Origin of the sequence: Streptomyces sp. NBC_00631, from assembly GCF_045206895.1 — a bacterium.
Classification (GTDB): Bacteria; Actinomycetota; Actinomycetes; order Streptomycetales; family Streptomycetaceae; genus Streptomyces.
This window is the reverse complement of record NZ_CP107734.1, coordinates 4205883-4222916: the sequence shown is the minus strand read 5'-3', so window position 1 is coordinate 4222916 and position 17034 is coordinate 4205883. Positions and strand designations below refer to the sequence as shown.

The 17034-nt window shown below is 72.8% G+C and carries 20 protein-coding genes; 11 read left to right on the top strand and 9 right to left on the bottom strand.

The genetic code is table 11. The annotated features are described in order from the left end of the window. Nucleotides 1-3: 3 nt before the first annotated feature. Genes OHB00_RS19380 through OHB00_RS19365 form a run of 4 tightly spaced genes read right to left on the bottom strand, consistent with a single transcriptional unit; the run spans nucleotide 4 to nucleotide 5018 of the window. A complete protein-coding gene (locus tag OHB00_RS19380) occupies nucleotides 4-1314 on the bottom strand; it encodes an O-antigen ligase family protein (RefSeq protein WP_406436148.1) in 1311 nt (436 codons plus the stop codon). A 2-nt stretch (nucleotides 1315-1316) separates the two neighbouring features. Beyond that, nucleotides 1317-2738, bottom strand: a complete 1422-nt coding sequence (locus tag OHB00_RS19375; RefSeq protein WP_406436147.1) for an exopolysaccharide biosynthesis polyprenyl glycosylphosphotransferase — start codon at nucleotides 2736-2738, stop codon at nucleotides 1317-1319. After that, nucleotides 2735-3868, bottom strand: coding sequence for a glycosyltransferase (locus tag OHB00_RS19370; protein WP_406436146.1), 1134 nt, complete (start codon nucleotides 3866-3868; stop codon nucleotides 2735-2737). The genes OHB00_RS19375 and OHB00_RS19370 overlap by 4 nt, the downstream gene beginning before the upstream one ends. A 58-nt stretch (nucleotides 3869-3926) precedes the next feature. After that, nucleotides 3927-5018, bottom strand: coding sequence for a DUF3344 domain-containing protein (locus tag OHB00_RS19365; protein ID WP_406436145.1), 1092 nt, complete (start codon nucleotides 5016-5018; stop codon nucleotides 3927-3929). A 278-nt stretch (nucleotides 5019-5296) separates the two neighbouring features. On the opposite strand from OHB00_RS19365, the gene OHB00_RS19360 reads away from it, so the two are divergent. From OHB00_RS19360 to OHB00_RS19330, 7 genes are all read left to right on the top strand, one after another. Next, nucleotides 5297-5536 carry a chaplin gene (locus OHB00_RS19360; protein ID WP_406436144.1) on the top strand — a complete coding sequence of 80 codons (240 nt, stop codon included), beginning with the start codon at nucleotides 5297-5299 and terminating at the stop codon, nucleotides 5534-5536. 234 nt (nucleotides 5537-5770) lie between these two features. Beyond that, the gene (locus OHB00_RS19355; protein ID WP_406445870.1) at nucleotides 5771-6061 is read left to right on the top strand and encodes a hypothetical protein; all 291 of its coding nucleotides are present in this window, start codon (nucleotides 5771-5773) and stop codon (nucleotides 6059-6061) included. A gap of 137 nt (nucleotides 6062-6198) precedes the next feature. Continuing rightward, complete coding sequence (locus OHB00_RS19350) at nucleotides 6199-6699, top strand: DUF5949 family protein (protein WP_406436143.1); 501 nt, start codon at nucleotides 6199-6201, stop codon at nucleotides 6697-6699. After that, nucleotides 6699-7283 carry a vitamin K epoxide reductase family protein gene (locus OHB00_RS19345; RefSeq protein ID WP_406436142.1) on the top strand — a complete coding sequence of 195 codons (585 nt, stop codon included), beginning with the start codon at nucleotides 6699-6701 and terminating at the stop codon, nucleotides 7281-7283. The genes OHB00_RS19350 and OHB00_RS19345 overlap by 1 nt, the downstream gene beginning before the upstream one ends. Before the next feature lie 249 nt (nucleotides 7284-7532). Then, nucleotides 7533-8048, top strand: coding sequence for a hypothetical protein (locus OHB00_RS19340; RefSeq protein WP_406436141.1), 516 nt, complete (start codon nucleotides 7533-7535; stop codon nucleotides 8046-8048). 125 nt (nucleotides 8049-8173) lie between these two features. Continuing rightward, complete coding sequence (locus OHB00_RS19335) at nucleotides 8174-8668, top strand: tyrosinase cofactor (protein WP_406436140.1); 495 nt, start codon at nucleotides 8174-8176, stop codon at nucleotides 8666-8668. Then, nucleotides 8652-9518: a tyrosinase family protein gene (locus tag OHB00_RS19330; RefSeq protein ID WP_406436139.1), complete on the top strand. Its 867-nt coding sequence runs from the start codon at nucleotides 8652-8654 to the stop codon at nucleotides 9516-9518. Before OHB00_RS19335 ends, OHB00_RS19330 begins: the two co-directional genes overlap by 17 nt. Nucleotides 9519-9583: 65 nt before the next feature. Here the strand turns inward: OHB00_RS19330 and OHB00_RS19325 are convergent, their stop codons facing one another. From OHB00_RS19325 to OHB00_RS19310, 4 genes are all read right to left on the bottom strand, one after another. Next, the gene (locus OHB00_RS19325; protein WP_406436138.1) at nucleotides 9584-9868 is read right to left on the bottom strand and encodes a chaplin; all 285 of its coding nucleotides are present in this window, start codon (nucleotides 9866-9868) and stop codon (nucleotides 9584-9586) included. Between the two features lie 131 nt (nucleotides 9869-9999). Beyond that, nucleotides 10000-10971, bottom strand: a complete 972-nt coding sequence (locus OHB00_RS19320) for a D-2-hydroxyacid dehydrogenase family protein (protein ID WP_406436137.1) — start codon at nucleotides 10969-10971, stop codon at nucleotides 10000-10002. Nucleotides 10972-11226: 255 nt separating this feature from the next. Next, a complete protein-coding gene (locus tag OHB00_RS19315) occupies nucleotides 11227-12156 on the bottom strand; it encodes an NAD-dependent epimerase/dehydratase family protein (protein WP_406436136.1) in 930 nt (309 codons plus the stop codon). Between the two features lie 27 nt (nucleotides 12157-12183). Further along, nucleotides 12184-13140: a ScbA/BarX family gamma-butyrolactone biosynthesis protein gene (locus tag OHB00_RS19310; protein WP_406436135.1), complete on the bottom strand. Its 957-nt coding sequence runs from the start codon at nucleotides 13138-13140 to the stop codon at nucleotides 12184-12186. 464 nt (nucleotides 13141-13604) lie between these two features. Here OHB00_RS19310 and OHB00_RS19305 point away from each other — a divergent pair, with 464 nt between their 5' ends. Both OHB00_RS19305 and OHB00_RS19300 read left to right on the top strand, forming a co-directional pair. Beyond that, nucleotides 13605-14402 (top strand): response regulator transcription factor, encoded by a 798-nt coding sequence (locus OHB00_RS19305; protein WP_406436134.1) that lies wholly within the window; start codon nucleotides 13605-13607, stop codon nucleotides 14400-14402. 167 nt (nucleotides 14403-14569) lie between these two features. After that, the gene (locus OHB00_RS19300) at nucleotides 14570-15178 is read left to right on the top strand and encodes a ScbR family autoregulator-binding transcription factor (protein ID WP_406436133.1); all 609 of its coding nucleotides are present in this window, start codon (nucleotides 14570-14572) and stop codon (nucleotides 15176-15178) included. A gap of 11 nt (nucleotides 15179-15189) precedes the next feature. On the opposite strand, the gene OHB00_RS19295 is transcribed toward OHB00_RS19300, so the two are convergent. Then, complete coding sequence (locus OHB00_RS19295) at nucleotides 15190-15771, bottom strand: TetR family transcriptional regulator (protein WP_406436132.1); 582 nt, start codon at nucleotides 15769-15771, stop codon at nucleotides 15190-15192. Nucleotides 15772-16170: 399 nt separating this feature from the next. Between OHB00_RS19295 and OHB00_RS19290 the strand changes: the two genes are divergently transcribed. Together OHB00_RS19290 and OHB00_RS19285 are read left to right on the top strand one after the other, a co-directional pair. Next, nucleotides 16171-16800, top strand: a complete 630-nt coding sequence (locus tag OHB00_RS19290) for an OvmZ protein (RefSeq protein WP_406436131.1) — start codon at nucleotides 16171-16173, stop codon at nucleotides 16798-16800. Further along, the gene (locus OHB00_RS19285; protein ID WP_406436130.1) at nucleotides 16797-17024 is read left to right on the top strand and encodes a MerR family transcriptional regulator; all 228 of its coding nucleotides are present in this window, start codon (nucleotides 16797-16799) and stop codon (nucleotides 17022-17024) included. Before OHB00_RS19290 ends, OHB00_RS19285 begins: the two co-directional genes overlap by 4 nt. The last annotated feature ends 10 nt before the right edge of the window (nucleotides 17025-17034 follow it).

Sequence of the window (17034 nt, the reverse complement as noted above, 5' to 3'; positions counted from 1 at the left end):
CTGTCACCGCACCGCAGCCTTCTCGTCCCGCTCCGCCCCCGCCAACGCCCACCACGCCGCCACCCCGAACACCACAGCCGTCAGCACGGTCGACGGCCCCCCGATGTCGGCGTACGCGAAGTCAATGAGCTGCCAGATCAGCAACCCGCACCCCACCAGCGCACAGTCGAGACCGTCACCTGCGCGCACCTGCCACAGCCCCCGCAGCCCGCACGCCAGCAGCGCCAGCCAACTGCCCGCCAGGGCAAGCAGCCCGAGCAGCCCCTGCTCGCTGAGCACCAGCAGGTACATGTTGTGCGGCGACAGCAGCGGCTGCTTCCGGTACGCGGCCCCCGCCCCCTCCGTGTCGCTCCCGGACGACAGCGCCAGCGAGGCGTGCGAGTCCCGGTACGCCGGGAAGTTCTTCAGGCCGACGCCGGTCACCGGGTGCTCCCGCCACATCCCCGTCGCCGCCGCCCACAGCGTGTACCGGTCGACCACCGACTGGTCCGGCGCGTCCGTCACCTGCCCGATGCTGCTGAGCCGCTCCTGGAGCATGGCCGTACCGACCCCGAAGCCGCCCACCAGCACCACGCCGGCCGCGACCGCGACCGCGGCCACCTTCAGCGCCCGCCGCAGGCCGGCCAGGGCGAGCTGCAGACCACAGGTCAGGACCGTCGCGATCCACGCGCCCCGGCTGAAGGAGACGGCGAGCGGCAGCAGCAGCCCGAGCGCGCACGCCCCCGCCGTCACCCGCTGCCGTACCGGGGACCGCCCGAGCGTCAGCCCGAGCGCGCAGATCAGGCCGAACGACACCACCGTCGCCATGCCCATCACGTCCTGCGGCCCGAAGGTGCCGACCGCGCGGATCTCCTCGCCCTGGTACGACGCCCCGGTCCCGGTGACGTACTGGTGCACCCCGACCGCGCCCTGCCAGACCGCGAGCCCCACGAACGACCAGGCCAGCAGCCGGAGGTCGGCGCGGTCCCGGACCAGCAGCACGACGGCGGCGGGGACCAGGACGAACACCTGGAGGTAGCGGCCGAGGCCGGTCAGCCCGGCGCCCGGCGAGGCCGCGCCCATCGCCGCGACGGCCAGCCCCACCACCGGCATGCCGAGCACCGCCACGGCCGTGGCGGACAGCGGGCGCCGCCGCTCCCGCAGCGTGCGCAGCGCGGCGTACAGCACCACCAGCGCGGACACCGCGTCCGCCGGTCCGGCGCCGCCCTCCTCACCGCCCGGGGCGAATGGCAGGGCGAGGACCGCCAGGACCGCGACCGCGGCCAGCGCCGGCGGCAGCCGCAGCGGCCTGGCCGGCGACAGTGCGAAGCTCATCGTCAGCTCCCCGTCGAGCGCACGAGCGCGGCCGCGGTGCGCAGCAGGATGCAGACGTCCTGCCACAGCGACCAGTTGTCGATGTAGGCGTTGTCGAAGCGGGCCCGGTCCTCGATGGAGGTGTCGCCGCGCAGCCCGTTGATCTGGGCGAGGCCGGTGATGCCGGTCTGCATGCGGTGGCGGGCCGCGTAGCCCGGGTAGGTCTGGCTGAACTGGCCGACGAAGTAGGGACGTTCGGGGCGCGGACCGACCAGGCTCATGTCGCCCCAGAGCACGTTCCACAGCTGGAGCAGCTCGTCCAGCGAGGTCTGGCGCAGGAGGCGGCAGAAGCGGCTCATCTTGATCTCGCCGGCCACGCTCCAGCGGGTCGCGGCCTCGTGCTCGTCGACCGGCCGGTGGGTGCGCAGCTTCAGCAGCGTGAAGGGGCGGCCGTCCTTGCCGATCCGCTCCTGCCGGAAGACGACTCCCGGCCCGTCGGTGATCCGCAGCACGGTTGCGCAGACCAGCAGCAGCGGCCCGGCCAGCACCAGCGCCGCCCCGGAGACGGCGATGTCCAGGACCCGCTTGCCGATGCTGCCGCGCCGCCGCGAGCCCATCTCCAGGCGGCGGCAGGAGAACCCGGCGAGCTGGTCGCGCATCTCGTACGCCGGTGAGTCCGCGTCGACCTCCCACACCACGCAGCCCGACTCGGCCAGCGCCCGCAGCAGCGGGCCGTGCTCGGTGCGGACGGCCGGGTCGACGGTGAGGACGGCCCGGACCCCGTTCTGGATCAGGGCACGCTCGACCTCCTCGCCGGTGGTCAGCAAGGGCAGGCCCGCCGGGCCCCCGGGGTGTTCGGCGACGACGCCGACCGGGCGGACACCGCAGCCCGGGTGGCGCAGTACGGCGGCGGCGACCCGCTGCGCGGTGGCGGCCGGGCCGATGACCAGGGCGGCGCGCGGCCGGCGCAGCAGGGTGCGACGGCGCCGCCAGTGCACCAGGCCACGGCCGGCGGCGGCCGCCGCCGCGTGCAGGGCGAAGCCCAGCAGCAGGCCGCGGGCGGACAGCGCGCGGTCCGGGTCCCAGGCGGCGACGGCCGCGGCCAGGCCCAGCCAGACGACGGCGACCCGGCCGCAGACGGCGGGGAGTTCGTCCAGGATCCCGGTCATCCGCCGGACGGTCTGCGGGCGCAGCAGGATCGCGCCGGCCACCAGCAGACCGACCAGGACGGGCCGGCGGACGGTCTCGTCGAGCGCGGCCGCGCCGAGCAGCGCGGCGCACAGGTCGGCGGCGAGCAGCGGCACCGGGGAGGCGGGCCGCGCGGGCGGCCGCCGCAGCGGGAACCGGAAGCCGCCGGCGGTGCGCGGCGGCAGGACCGAGACAGGCGAGAGTCCGTGGTCCCGGGGCTGTGTGCCGGGGGAGGGGACGGTGCTTTCCGCGGTCACGAGTGGATGGACTCCCTGCACTCGAAGGACACCAGCGGCCGACCGCCGAGGAGTTCGCGGTACAGCTCCGCGACCGCCTCCGCCGTGCGCCGCACATCGTGCGTGGACAGGACGTGCCGGCGCCCCTGGCCACCGAGCGACGCGCGCAGCTCCGGGTCGAGGAGCAGTGCGGCGACGGTCCCGGCCAGCGCGCCCGGCCGCCCCGGCGGGACCAGGCAGTGCGCCGCGTGGCCGGGCGGCAGGCTCTCGCGGGCGCCGTCGACATCGGTGACCAGCACCGGCCGCCCGCAGGCCAGCGCCTCCAGCGGGGCCAGCGCCATGCCCTCCCAGCGCGACGGCAGCACCACCAGGTCGGCGGCCCGGTACCAGGGGCGGACATCCGCGACGGCGCCCGCGAACTCGACGGACGTGGGGGCGAGTCGGCGCAGCGCGGCCTCGTCGGGTCCGTCGCCGACCAGGGCCAGCCGGGCGTCCGGCACCCGGCGCAGCACCTCGGGCCAGGCCCGCAGCAGCACGTCCTGGCCCTTCTGCCGGCACAGCCGCCCGACGCAGACCACCAGGGGAGCCCCTGCGGGCCGCTCGCCCGGCGTGAAGTGTCCGGTGTCGATGCCGTTCGGTACGACGGTGTAGCGGGCGCGGATCCCGGCGCGCACGCCGGTCGCCCGCTCGGCCTCGCTGACGCACACCACCCGGTGCGCCCAGCGCGCGCCCCACCGCTCCCACCTCAGCGCCAGCGCGGCGGTGGCGCCGCCGACCGCCTCGAACGACCAGGCGTGCGGCTGGAACAGGGTCGGGACGCGCCCACGCACGGCGAGCCGTCCGGCAAGGCCCGCCTTCGCGCTGTGCGCGTGCACCAGTGCGGGCCGTACCTCGTCGAGCAGCCGGCCGAGGCGTCGTACCTCGTCCGGGAGGCCGGCGCCCGGGGAGCGGTCGGCGCGCCACCCGCGCACCTCGGCGCCCAGGTCCCGCGCGCGCTCGGCCAGTTCACCACCGGGGCAGGCCACCGTGACCCGTAGACCCGCCGTGAGCTGGGCCTTCGCCAGATCCAGGACGACCCGGGCCACTCCGCCCCCGACAGGTTGCGCCAGGTGGAGGACCCGTGGCCGAGGGTCGGTGGCTGATCGGTGCATACGCGGATTCCTCGCTCACGGGGGGCGCGCTCGGGACTGCGGGCGTGGACGCGGCGTACTACCGCGCGTCCACGGCGGCGAAGAGCGCGCCCGCCCACGCCGCGTCGCGCTGGGAAACGAGACGGAAGGTCAGCTGGTCACCGCCTTGGGCGAGACCGGTACCGAGATCGAACACATCCGAGTCGTAGCCGAGCGCGTTGGCGTACGCGGGCTCACGCCGGGCGCGTACCGGGCCGGGTTCGTTGATCGTGGAGTTGAGTACGTCGTCGGCCGGGTCGGCGGAGTCCTGGAGTGGGACGGGCGCGTGGCCGGCGGTGGTGTAGGTGAGCGAGTCGCCGGTGCCGCCCCGGTCGCCGTTGTAGGCCACGAGACCCACCTGACCCTCGGCGCCACGCGGGGCGTGTAGCCCGTTCAGCCGTACCTCGGCCGGCCGCTCCAGGGAGTCGAAGCCGTCGAAGAGGGAGAGCGTGCGCCGGGGCTGCGCCGGGTCCTCGTACGCCACGACCAGTGTCCAGCCGCCCCAGGCACCGGCCAGGGACCTGCCCATGGCCGCGTTCACCTGGCCGACCGTCCACAGCCCGGAGCCGCTCGACCGGACCAGGCCGGTGAGGTCCGCCGAGGCCTGGAAGGCGTCCTCGCCGCCGGCCACCCGGTGGCCCACCACGGTGTCGGCGAGCAACTCCTTGTAGGCGCCGCCGGGTTCGGCGATCAGCACCCGACCGTTGTCGCGCGCCGGCTTCTGCTCGCCGGCCAGCAGGTTGCCGCCCCAGTACAGCCGCGCGTACGTCACCCGGGAGCCCTCCGGCAACCGGAGCTCGGCGCGGGAGGAGTTGTACGTGTCGGGGTCGTCGTCGACGTCGATGTAGAACATGTCGAAGTCGCCGTTCACCGCGGAAAGTCGCCCCTCCCGTACGGCCTCGCACGGCGGTTCGGAGGGCGCGCCGGGCGTCGTGCGACAGCTGACGGACGCGTTGGCCGCGCGGGCGAAACCGCCGCGCAGCACCGCGTGGTAGCGCTCGGCGAAGGCGATGCGCGGAGCCTCGGGGGCGGGCGGGGCCGTCGCCCTGGCGGTGCCCGGCGCCCAGACCGAGGCGAGGACGAGCGCGCTCGCCGACGCACGGCACAGCGGCGGGCCCAGGAGATTGCGCATGACCGGCTTCGTTCTTTCAGGGAGAGGGGAGAGGGGGGAAGTACGGGAGGAGGTCGGGCGGAAGAGTGCGATGTGATGCCAATACGGGTAAGTCAGGAGATCCGCAACTCTAGTCGCTATCAGTATTAATCCGTCAAAACCGGGCAAGTGTGTCGGAGTCGTGAAGGCGGCTCCCCGGAGATCACTCCTTTGGCGGCACAACCCGGGGCGGCGCCACGCGTTGACACAGCGCTGGGCATCCGCCCGAATGTTTGTTTCGACCCCAAGGAGACCTCTCCATGTCGCGTATCGCGAAGGGCCTGGTCCTGTCCACCGCCGCCGTCGCGGCCGCCGCCGGCGGTGCCGGTGTGGCTGCCGCCGACAGCGGCGCGAACGGCGTCGCAGCCCACTCCCCGGGCGTGCTGTCGGGCAACGTGATCCAGGTTCCGATCCACGTCCCGGTCAACGTCTGCGGCAACACCATCGACGTGATCGGCCTGCTGAACCCCGCCTTCGGCAACACCTGCGTCAACGACTGACGCGGCGGTTGTTCCCTTCGGCCGGCCGTCCGCCCGCGCACTCCGCGGGCGGACGGCCGGTCCGTGTTTCCTTCCGGCCTTTCCCCGGACCGGGCCCCGGCCCGGTCGGTGTCTCCGGGATCTCATATGTCTTCCGGAAACGGGGTTTCCGGTGCGCCGGGACGTCGTTGGACATGACGTCGGAATTCCCCCGGGCGGCTTGCGTTGCCGAAAGTCGCCGAAGAAAGGAACATGATGAAGTCGCTGAAGGCCGTCGCCGTCGCCGCCGGTTCCGTGGCTCTCGTCGGCGTCGCCGCGCCCGCGTTCGCCTACAACACCGCCGACCTCACGCCCACCAGCCTCAACGGCGCGGTGAACACGCTCACCAAGGACGGCCTGGACCTGAACCAGGCGATGCCGCTGCGGCACCAGACGAACGCGCTCGACACCGAGAACAAGCGCTCCCCGCTCAACACGGTCAAGACCGCGGCCGGCGCCCTCAACCAGCACAACCCGCTGCTGGGCGGTCTGCCGCTGCAGAGCTGAGCCGCGAGGGGCCGGGCCCGGGAGCGTTCGAGGGACACCGAGGGGTGTCCCTCGTTCGTGTGGCCCGGCCGGCGGTCGTCCGCCGACCGGGTGAACGGGCGCCCGGCCGCCGCACGGCCCGTCGGTAGGGTCGCGCGGTGACCTCCACCCCAAGCGAAACCCGCCCCTTCCGCCTCGCCGACCTCGGCACGCTCGTGGTGCTGGCCTGGAGCGGCGAGGCCCCCGACGGCAGCGACATGCCCTACCTGCTGGCCTACTCCCTCGGTGACGCCGAGGGCGGTCCCGAGGCCACTGCGGCCGCGATCGAGGCGCTGCTGGCGAACAACGGGGTGCCGGTCGGCGGCGACGTCGTCGACGGCACCGCCCGGCCCAGTCTGCCCGTCACGCTGCTCGTCGAGGCCGGCCAGGCCGTCCTCAGCCTGGCCCCGCTCAACGCCCAGTGCCCCGCGCCCGCGGAGTGGCTCGCCGCGGTCGGCGAACGCGGCTACGCCTACCTGGTCTTCACCACCCGCCCGTGGCCCGAGGGCGAGCCCGGCCAGCCCGTCACCCCCGAGGCGCTGAAGGACTTCGCCGGGGCCGAGGAGACCCTGACGGCCGCCGCGCACGTCGTGCTGCCGGCCCGCAGCCTGCGCGGCTGATGGCCAGGACCGCGGGCGCCGGTCGGGGGTTCGCGCTGCTGACGGTGGTCGCGGGGGCGGCCGGGCTGCTGGCCTCCTGGGTCATCACCCTCGACAAGTTCAAGCTGCTGGAGAACCCGCGCTTCGTGCCCGGGTGCAGCCTCAACCCGGTGGTGTCCTGCGGCAGCGTGATGAAGAGCGCCCAGGCCTCGGCGTTCGGGTTCCCCAACCCGATGCTGGGCCTGGTGGCCTACGGCGTCGTGATCTGTGTCGGCGTCAGCCTGCTGGCCGGCGCCCGCTTTCCCGCCTGGTACTGGCTGACCTTCGACGCCGGCTGCGCCTTCGGTATCGGATTCGTGTCCTGGCTCCAGTTCGAGTCGCTGTACCGGATCGGCGCGCTGTGCCTGTGGTGCTGCCTGGCCTGGGTCGCCACCATCGTCCTGTTCTGGTACCTCACCTCCTTCGCCGTACGCCATCGGTTCCTGCCGGCGCCGCGCGGGCTGCGGGAGTTCCTCGGCGAGTTCACCTGGGTGCTGCCGGTGCTGCACACCGGGGTCGTCGGCATGCTGATCCTGACCCGATGGTGGGACTTCTGGACCAGCTGACCAGCTGACCAGCTGACCAGCTGACCAGCTGACCAGCTGACCAGCTGAATACCTGAATATCTGAAACAGCTGAACAAAGGAACAGCGGAATTCAGGAGAAGCGGATTACCGATCAGCTGATGAGTGGCCAGTGGATTGGTGAACAGCCGACTAATGCTGCACTCGGGCGAATTGTGAACTGATGCCGATTCCGGCTCGTTACCCGGTACGGACGTCGCTCCTCTCGCATCCCGAAAGGCCCGTACTGACATGAAGCCGACCACCCGAGGAACCCTTGCCGTCGTCGTCGCGGGCGTCGCCGTCGCCGTGGGCGCCGCCGCCACGCCCGCCGTCGCGGTCGGCGGGGTCCCCGTCCCCGTGCCCCTGGACGGCGTCGAGAAGTCCCTCGGCACGCAGATGCCCAAGCTCGGCATGGAGCTGCCGCTGCTGGTCCCCGGCGTCCCCGAGGGGCCGCGCTATGTCGAGGGCCGGCTCATCCCGGACGGGGCGCTGCCGCAGGTGCCGATGAACGGCCGGCTGCCCGGGGCCGGCTTCAGCGTGCCGCTCCCACGTGCCCTCGGCGCCGGCTTCGACCACGTCGGCGTCGACATCCCCGCCGCCGACCTGCGCACCCTCACCCCCGGCCTGGCGCTGGACGCGCCCCTCAGCGCACCCGACCCGCAGCAGTACGGCGTGCCGCACCTGAAGATGCCCGAGGTCGGGGTGCTCGCCCCGGTCCTGCAGACGGTCGTCGGCGGCGACCTGGGCGCCGGCCCCGGCAGGTAACCCCCCCTCGCGGTACGGCCCTTTCGGACCTTTCCCGCGCCGGACGGCAGCGCGGTGGTGACCGGACGGCCCCTCGGACGGTTACCGGTACCGACAGTGGTCGGTGGACCGTACGAGGAGTGAGCATGGTCGTCGGAGTCGGTGGCGTGGCGGTGGGCGCGGAGCCGGGAGCCGGGCAGCCGGACAGAGCCGCGGCGGGCAGACCGACGCGGCGCGAGCTGACACGGGGGCTGTTCGCCTCCGTGGTCGCCCTGGTGTTCGCCCCGGTCGTAGCGGCCTCCCGTCCGTCGCCCCGGGCGGACGGGCCGGCGGGCACCTCCTTCGACGAGACCTATCGGGGCCGCCGTATCCGGGGCGCCCTCGTACCGAAGGCCGAGCGGGCCGTCGACGACGGCGAGTGGCAGGTCACCGTGGACGGCCGGCCGCTGCATCTGATGCGGCGGGCCGACGGCAGCTGGCTCAGCATGGTCGACCACTACAGCTCGTACCCGACCCCGCTGGCGGCGACCCGGGCGGCCGTCGACGAGATGGGTCCGGGGCAGCGGCTGCGCGAACCCGCGCCGGGCCCGACGGGCGGGGGCCACATGCACATGGGGGGAGACCATGGCGTACGTGCGTAAGGACGTCAGCAGGCTGACGGCCGCCGAGCGGGGGCGGCTAGTGAAGGCGTTCCTGGAGGTCAAGCGGCGGGGCGAGTACGACGAGTTCGTGCGGACCCACATCGAGTACTACACCCCCGACGGCGAGGACGGACTGCGCGCCGCCCATATGGCGCCCTCCTTCCTGCCCTGGCACCGCCGCTTCCTGCTCGACCTGGAGCAGGCCCTGCGCCGGGTCGACGGGTCGGTGACGGTGCCGTACTGGGACTGGACGAGGGACCGTTCGGCGTCCGGCGGGCCGTGGACGAAGGACCTGCTCGGCGGGAACGGCCGGGCCCGCGACCAGCAGGTGATGAGCGGGCCGTTCGCCTATGCGGCCGGGCACTGGACCATCACGGAGGGCATCACCGACGGCGAGTTCCTCGCCCGGGACCTGGGCCGGGCCCGCGACCCGATCGACCTGCCCACCAGGGCCGACCTCGACCGGGCGCTGGCCGACCCCGCCTACGACGTCCCGCCGTGGGACTCGACGGTCACCCGGGGTTTCCGCAACCGGCTGGAGGGCTGGGGGACCGGCAGCGGAAAGGCGTCCTGGCACAACCACAACCGGGTGCACCGCTGGGTCGGCGGGACGATGCTCGGCGGCGCCTCCGTCAACGACCCCGTCTTCTGGTTCCACCACGCCTTCCTCGACCTCCAGTGGGAGCGGTGGCAGGCCCGGCACCGCGGGCAGCACTATCTGCCGGCGAGGCCGCCGGGCCCCGGCGACCCGCAGCGCGACCGGGTCGTCGCCCGGGGCGGGAAGCTGCCGCCGTGGGACGTCACCCCGGAATCGCTGGAGGACGTCAGCCGGATCTACCGGTACGCCTGAGGCGCCCCGGGACACGGGAAGAGCCCCGGGGCCCAGGGCCCCGGGGCTCTTCCGAAGGCGGTGGCTCAGGAGCCGTAGCCGCCGTTCTTGCCGTCACCGGCCTTGAGGTGGCCTTCGTTGACGCAGGTGTTGCCGAACGCCGGGTTCAGCAGACCGATCACGTCGATGGTGTTGCCACACACGTTCACCGGGATGTTGACCGGGACCTGGATGACGTTGCCGGACAGCACGCCGGGCGAGCCGACGGCCTCGGCGTTGGCACCCGCGTCGGCCAGGGCCAGGCCGGCCCCGCCGATCACCACAGCGCCGGTGCCGAGGGCGACGACGGCTGCCTTCGCGATGCGAGACATCACGTTCTCCTTCTTGTTGCCTTGTTGCTCGGGGGAGTGCGGCGGCAGGACCAGCCGCCGCACTCCCCGTTCAACGCCCCGACCTGCGGCTGGTCACGCCGATCACCGGACGATCACTCCAAGGGCCGGAGTCAGGGGGTGCTTTGGGGCAGCCGTCGCACCGGGGCACCCGCCAGGAAGGCCCGGATGTTCTCCACGGCCTGGCCGTAGTACGTCGTGTAGTTGGCGTAGGAGACATAGCCGAGGTGCGGGGTCGCCAGGAGCCGGGGCGCGGTCCGCAGGGGGTGGCCGGCCGGGAGCGGCTCCACGTCGAAGACGTCGACACCGGCCCCCGCGATCCGGCCCTCGTGCAGCGCGCCGAGCAGCGCGTCCTGGTCGACGATGGCCGCGCGGGAGGTGTTGACCAGGTAGGCGGTGGGCTTGAGCAGGGCGAGCTCGGCGGCGCCGAGCAGCCCTCGGGTACGGTCCCCGAGCGCCAGGTGGACCGAGACGAAGTCGCTGGTGGCGAGCAGCTCCTCCTTGCTCGGCGCGAGTTCGACGCCGGCCTGTCCGGCTCGTTCCTCGGTGAGGTTCTGGCTCCAGGCACTGACCCGCATCCCGAAGGCGAGCCCCACCTGCGCGACCTTGCTCCCGATCTTCCCGAGCCCGAGCAGCCCGAGCCGGCGCCCGTGCAGATCGGCACCGACGGTGGACTGCCAGGGCCCGCCGGCCCGCAACGCCGTACTCTCCTGGACCAGCCCCCGGGCCAGCCCCAGCAACAGCGCCCAGGTCAGCTCGACGGGCGGGGCCGAGGAACTCTCCGTACCGCACACGGTGATCCCGTGCGCCTCGGCGGCCGCGTAGTCGATGACACTGTTCCGCATCCCGGAGGCGACCAGAAGACGCAGCCGCGGCAGCCGGCGGAGAAGAGACCCGGGAAAGGCGACACGCTCGCGCAGGGTGACGACGATGTCGAACGAGTCGAGAGCCGCGACGAGTTCGTCCTCATCGACGAGATGCTCGCGCAACGAGACGACCTCGACCTCCCCGGCGAGCGAGCCCCAGTCCCCGAACTCGCGGCCCACCCCTTGAAAATCGTCGAGTACAGCACACCGAAGACGCATGGCTTCAAGGTACCGGCCCGCACCAGGCGCCCCGTCAGGGGCGCGGGGCCCCTGTACATGTGCGGCTCCGCCGCGTGGGCGCGACCAGCCCCCACTGACCCGCACCCGCCCGACGACCCACCCCGGCCCCCCTTTGGGCGCACACCGACCCGCCGCCCAACAAAAACGCCGCCCCTCAAAAGGGCGGCGGCAGATGGGTCCGGTGGGTGGGGCCACCGGACCCGGTACCGGGCGCAGCAGGTGCCGGGCGGGGATTCAGTTCGTCGCAAGGGTCGATCGATACCACTGCTCGGCACGGCCGAACCACGTGGCGAACCCACCGTCCGGACGCTGACCGAGTTCCGACCAGAGGGCGTCGGCCTCGAAGAAGTGATCCGTCGTGAGGATGTCGAGCGTGGCCGGCGCCACCCCCTTGGCAGCGAGGATCGCCTTGGCCCCCTCGACGGTGAGGTTGGCGCTCGGCCAGTCGATCCCCGCGCAGTCGGCGACCGCCCGCAGCGCGCTGCCGACGGTGACCGGCGTCGGATCCGCGGCGTGGTACACCCGCGAGGTCAGGGCCCCGTCCGGCGCCAGCGCCGTGGCGACCAGCAGCCGGGCCAGGTCCGGCGCGCTGATGACCGACGTCCGCGACAGCCAGCCGGCCACCACTCCCGGCAGGGCCCGCAGCAGCCGTGCCAGGTGGGGGCCGACCCACATGTCCCCTGTTCCGAAGACCAGATGGGGCCTGAGGACCACACCGCCGGCCGCGAGGACCGCGTCCTCCGCCGCCGCGCGGGTCCGGGAGGTGACGGAGCCGGGATTGCGGGTGAGCTCCTCGGGCCGGTGGCCGCGGAAGGTCCCGCGGCCGTACACCGAGGCCGTGCTGAGCTGGACGATCCGGCGCACTCCGGCCCGCCGCGCCTCGGCGACCAGCGCCGCCGTGCCGCGTGCGTTGACCGCCTCGTTGGCCGCGGCGTTGCCGCCGATCTGCGCCGCGCAGTGCAGGACCACGTCGACTCCGTCGCAGACCCCGCGCAGCGAGCCCGGGTCGCGGAGATCGGCGTGCACGGTCCGTGTCCCGGAGCAGGACCGGGGCAGGGCCCGGCGGTGGCTCATGAGCCTGAGGTCGGCCTCCCGGCGCTGCGCCTCGCGCGTCACATGGGCCCCGACGAACCCGGAAGCGCCGGTGATGAGAAGGATGGGCACGGGGACTCTCCCGGGGTGCGGTCGGGGTCAGCGGACACGGGGCCGCAGGACCAGTTCGGCGGTGAAGACCGTCTCCTGACGCTGGCTGCCGCGCACCCGTACCAGCAGGTCGCCGGTGCTGCCGTACGGCTCGGGGTCGGCGGTGATCCAGCACGGCGCGTCCAGTTCGGCGTACCGCGTGAACTCGGCGCGCATGCCGAGCAGCAGGGCGCAGGGTGCCCCGGTGCGGGCGTGCGCGGCCTGCCGGGCGGCCTCCAGCAGGAACATGCCGGGTATGTGGTCCACCGGGTGGTCGAAGTAGGTCGGGTGCGCGGTGTCGACCCGCAGTTCCCATCTGTCGTACGTGCCGGGCGCGGGCGCGCACAGGACGACGTGCCGGGCGCTGGCGTGGCCCACGGCGGCCGGGTCGAGGGCGGCCGGCGGGGCGTGGTCGGTCGTGGTGGGGCGCTCGCCGCGCATCCTCCGGTACACATCCGGGCTCATGCAGCGGAACGCGGCCGAGGCGGTGGCGCGGGCCCCGTTCTCGCGCACCACGGTGACGTCGTAGCGCATCTCCCGCAGCCGGCCGGCGCGGCGGACGACGTCCCGGCAGACCGTGTGCATCTCGACGTCGGTGGGGACCGCGTCGGCGACGAGCAGGTCGGGCTCGGCGGTCACGGACATGTCAGACATGAGGAACTGGTGGCCGAACGGCACGTCGAACTCGGCGTGCGCGAGCAGTGATCCGATCTGGCGGATGGACTCGATCAGCAGCATCGGGTCCTGGTAGCCCCCGTCGGGGGCGAACAGCGCGTGGCTGCGCGGCCACTGGGCCCGGACGACGAAGCCGTCGAAGCCGTCGCCGTGCGGGGACTCGTCGCGCTCCCAGCCGGTGAGCAGGACTTCGGAGACCGCCGCGCGATGGACGTACTCACGCGGCACAGTGGTGGTCAGTCCGGGAAGCAGAGGCTTCGTGGCGATGGCCCGGTCGGTGAGGTTCGGCATGTGCAGCGCTCCTGTGTCGGTGTGACGGGAAGCAGGGGGCAACAGGCCGTACGTCGGCTGTCACCCCCCGTGGCCGACGTTCTGAGCACAAGATACAGACAGGTCGGTCCGGTTCTGCAAGAGGCGAAGCAATTTCTTGGGCGAGTCGCGATCTCGAGGGATCCGGGCGCTGACGGCGGATGACCGGTATGCCGCAATTGCAAGCGTAAAACGTACAAGCTTGTATGGTTCGTTGGGGGTGGGTGGGCCTTGGTCAAGTCTTTTCCTGGGGTGACTGAGCGGAGCCCGGCCTCCCACTTGTCCGGTAATCCGACGAAATTGCAGCTCACAGTCGTGGTGTTGAGGGTCGACCGTGGCGCCGCGCCTCAGCGGCGGGCCAGTTGACAATCAGACAAGTCTGTTTGGTACGGTCTGGTGGTGAACCCGCAGTCCGAGATGACGTGGATGTGCCTCAGGGGGAGCAGATGAACCGCCAGTACGCGGACCTCGTGGCGCCGTCGCCGCGGCGCCACCGCTCGCACGGCCCGCTCGTCCCGGCCGGACACCCGGCCCGCCCGGCCCCCGCGTACGGCGCGCCGTACGCGGGAGCGCTGAGCGTCCTGGTCGTCGAGAACGACCCCCGGGCCGCCGACACCCTCCGGCAGGGACTGGTCCGGCACGGCTACGCCACCCACGGCGCCACCACCGGCGCCCAGGCGCTGCGCGGCCACCGCGAGGCCGACCTGGTCCTGCTCGGCCTCGACCTGCCCGACCTCGACGGTCTTGAGGTGTGCCGTGGCATCCGCGCGGTCAGCGACCTGCCGATCATCGCCGTCGCCGCGCGCGGCTCGGAACTCGACTGCGTGCTCTGCCTGCAGGCGGGCTCGGACGACTACCTGGTGAAGCCGTACGGATTCCGGGAGTTGCTGGCCCGGATGGAGGCGGTGCTGCGCCGGGTGCGGGTGCAGCCGGCGGACCAGCCGGCCGCCGGCCGGGTCGTCACCCACGGGCCGCTGCGCATCGATCCGGGCGCCCGCACGGCGACCCTCGACGGACGGCCGCTCGACCTGACGCGCAAGGAGTTCGACCTCCTGCACCTGCTGGCCTCGCAGCCCAGCACGGTGATCCCGCGCCGCCAGATCATGGCCCAGGTGTGGGAGGACGCGTGGTCGCCGCGCGGCCGCACCGTCGACACCCACGTGGGCACCCTGCGCGGCAAACTGGGCTCCAGTGCCTGGATCGTCACCGTCCGCGGGGTCGGTTTCCGGATCGGCGGTCCCTAGCCTCTCCCCCGTTCTCCTCCCCGTTCTCCGAGGTCATGCCGGTTCCGACGCCCATACCGGGAAACGCTTTCTGACAACTCCCGCCGCGGTACTGACTGTAGGCCGTCCATGGGGCTTACGATACAGACCAGTCTGTTGAATTCAGTGGGAGAGCGTAAGGATCTGGCATGGCTCAGCAGGAACGCGGCAAGCGATCACGGCGGTCGATCCTGGAGGCGGCGGCCCAGGTCTTCGACGAGCGCGGCTACGACGCCGCCAGCACCAACGAGATCCTGGCCCGGACCGGGCTCACCCGGGGATCCCTCTACCATCACTTCCCCTCCAAGGAAGCCATCGCGCTGGCCCTGGTGCAGGCCCACGCCGAGGCCCTGGAAGTGCCCGAACGGCCGGTCAGGCTTCAGTCGGTGATCGACCTGACCCTGGAGTTCGCCCGGCGCCTCCAGTACGACGCGGTGCTGCGCGCGAGCGTGCGGCTGACGACGGAGCAGACGTCGTTCGACTGCCCGCCGCAGACCACCTACGAACAGTCCATGGACACCATCCTGGCGCTGCTCCAGGAGGCCGAGAAACGGGACGAGATCCTGCCGGGGGTGGACGTGCACGAGGTCGCCTCGCTCATCGTCGGCTCCTTCACCGGCCTGCAGATCATGTCCCAGGCCTACACCGGCCGCGCCGACCTGCCCCAACGCACCAGCGTCTTCTGGAAGTTCCTGCTGCCCGGCCTCGCCACGCCGGGCCTGGTCGGGCGGCTGCGCACCACGCCGCCGGCGGAGTGACCCGCCCTCCCTCAGATCCTGCGCTCGCCGCCCCGGCCCGGCCGGTCCCGGTCGAACAGCGGGCGCAGCAGCCGCCACAGGCGCTGGGTGATCTCGCCGTCCCACCAGCTCGGGTCGGTGTGTCCCAGGGTCTCGATGCCCGCGGCCATCACCACGGCCAGGTCCGCGAGATCCTCGGCCGGCTCCTCGGACTCCTGCTGGGACTCCGTGACCCGTTCATGGACGGCGGCCAGCAGGTCGTCACGCAGCCGGGGCGGCCCGGCCGAACCGTCGGCGGCCAGCTGCATGCCCGCCCGGACGACCTTCTCGGTGCGCATGGCCTCGCCGAGTGCGAACAGAAAGCGTCTGGGCGCGTCCGCCACCGGGCCCGCGAAGGCCTCCTCGGTCAGCGCCTCCACCCGCGCTCTCGCCTCCTCGTAGACGGCGGCGGTCAGCGCGGTGGTGGAGGAGAAGTGGTGGTAGAGCGCCCCGCGGCTCACCCCGGCCCGGCGGCAGATGTTGACCAGGCCCGCGTCGGACAGCCGACCGTCGGCGATGAGCTCGGCGGTGGCATGGACGAGAGCCTGACGCGTTTGCTCGGATCGCGCCTGCATCAGGTCGCACCCGCCTTCCCTGCCGACAGTGTGCCCGGTACATGCACTGTCTGCGGGCACCGGTGCCAATGGTGGTAAGAATCATACAACCATGCCTGTTTCGAGGGAGGACCCCGGTGGGCGCTTGCCTCCTCATGATCTACACAGGACCCCAACTTCCCTGGAAGCAGGGGTGCTTGTCTGGAAACATGCGCGACGGACGAAGGTCCGGGTTGATCCTCAATCAGACAGGTCTGTTTGTAACAATGATCAAATCCGACCAGTTGACGCAGGCTTGACACTCCTCTGACAGAGCTGCGGAGGATTGTGGGAACCCTGAACCGCCGTCCGTTGAAGCGCCCGCCGGCCCCCGTGAGACTGGACGCAGTTCCACACGGACCGAGGATTCGGGGGATCCGAATGGAAGAGCCGGAGCGACTCACGGACGACCACGCCAGCCGCGACTGCCGCAGGCGCTGCGGCCGGATCTGCGTCCGCTGCCTGGACCGGATCGACGGCGGACTGCGCACCCTGCTCGACCTGTACCGGGAGAGCGACCAGGCGCTGGCGCCCGGGGCGCCGGTGCTGCGCGAGCGGGTGAGCGGCAGCCGCGCCACCGTCGGCATCGTGCTCGACGAGCGGGCGCTGGCCCTGCGGGCCCGGGCGGGGGAGGTCATGGCGCTGTGGGCGCGGCTCGTCGTGGACGAGCGCGCCGGCGCCCGGCCGGCGGGCCGCGGAGTGACCGCGCTGGTCGGGTTCCTGCGCGGGCAGCTGCCCTGGTTCGCCGGGCACCCGGCGGGCACGGACCTCGACGAGGAACTCGCCGAACTCCTCACCGACTTCCGCCACCTGCTCGGTCCGGGCCCGGTACGCCGGTTCGCCCTCGGCCCGTGCACCCGGCCGGAGTGCGCGGGGACGCTCCACGGCATCCTGCCGGCGGGCGGCGGTGACCGGGTGCCGGACCAGGTCACCTGCGACACCGGCCACGCACTGCCGCCACGCCAGTGGCTGCTGGTCGCGGGCCGGATCCGGGAGGCGGTGACGACGTGACGGAGCCGAACCGTCCGCTCGGACCGGCCGCCGGCGCCGCGAGCGGGACGGCGAAGCCGCGCACGGTGCCGACGGAACTGGCGGCCCTCGCGATGGGTGTGACCCAGGCGACCATCCGCAAATGGGCGAGCCGCGGCAAACTCACCCGGCACGGCGGCCCCCGGCGGGCCGAATACGACCTCGACGAACTCTTCGCGCTGGCCCGCAGGAACGAGACCGAATAAGGGGCGCGAA

Bases quoted from the DNA above. Each gene is read 5' to 3' on its own strand.
- OHB00_RS19340 (WP_406436141.1), top strand. From the start codon at position 7,533: ATGAAGCCGACCACCCGAGGAACCCTTGCCGTCGTCGTCGCGGGCGTC.
- OHB00_RS19380 (WP_406436148.1), bottom strand. From the start codon at position 1,314: ATGAGCTTCGCACTGTCGCCGGCCAGGCCGCTGCGGCTGCCGCCGGCG.
- OHB00_RS19295 (WP_406436132.1), bottom strand. From the start codon at position 15,771: ATGCAGGCGCGATCCGAGCAAACGCGTCAGGCTCTCGTCCATGCCACC.
- OHB00_RS19330 (WP_406436139.1), top strand. From the start codon at position 8,652: ATGGCGTACGTGCGTAAGGACGTCAGCAGGCTGACGGCCGCCGAGCGG.
- OHB00_RS19370 (WP_406436146.1), bottom strand. From the start codon at position 3,868: ATGCACCGATCAGCCACCGACCCTCGGCCACGGGTCCTCCACCTGGCG.
- OHB00_RS19300 (WP_406436133.1), top strand. From the start codon at position 14,570: ATGGCTCAGCAGGAACGCGGCAAGCGATCACGGCGGTCGATCCTGGAG.
- OHB00_RS19345 (WP_406436142.1), top strand. From the start codon at position 6,699: ATGGCCAGGACCGCGGGCGCCGGTCGGGGGTTCGCGCTGCTGACGGTG.
- OHB00_RS19305 (WP_406436134.1), top strand. From the start codon at position 13,605: ATGAACCGCCAGTACGCGGACCTCGTGGCGCCGTCGCCGCGGCGCCAC.
- OHB00_RS19320 (WP_406436137.1), bottom strand. From the start codon at position 10,971: ATGCGTCTTCGGTGTGCTGTACTCGACGATTTTCAAGGGGTGGGCCGC.
- OHB00_RS19290 (WP_406436131.1), top strand. From the start codon at position 16,171: ATGGAAGAGCCGGAGCGACTCACGGACGACCACGCCAGCCGCGACTGC.
- OHB00_RS19355 (WP_406445870.1), top strand. From the start codon at position 5,771: ATGAAGTCGCTGAAGGCCGTCGCCGTCGCCGCCGGTTCCGTGGCTCTC.
- OHB00_RS19325 (WP_406436138.1), bottom strand. From the start codon at position 9,868: ATGTCTCGCATCGCGAAGGCAGCCGTCGTCGCCCTCGGCACCGGCGCT.
- OHB00_RS19335 (WP_406436140.1), top strand. From the start codon at position 8,174: ATGGTCGTCGGAGTCGGTGGCGTGGCGGTGGGCGCGGAGCCGGGAGCC.
- OHB00_RS19310 (WP_406436135.1), bottom strand. From the start codon at position 13,140: ATGCCGAACCTCACCGACCGGGCCATCGCCACGAAGCCTCTGCTTCCC.
- OHB00_RS19365 (WP_406436145.1), bottom strand. From the start codon at position 5,018: ATGCGCAATCTCCTGGGCCCGCCGCTGTGCCGTGCGTCGGCGAGCGCG.
- OHB00_RS19360 (WP_406436144.1), top strand. From the start codon at position 5,297: ATGTCGCGTATCGCGAAGGGCCTGGTCCTGTCCACCGCCGCCGTCGCG.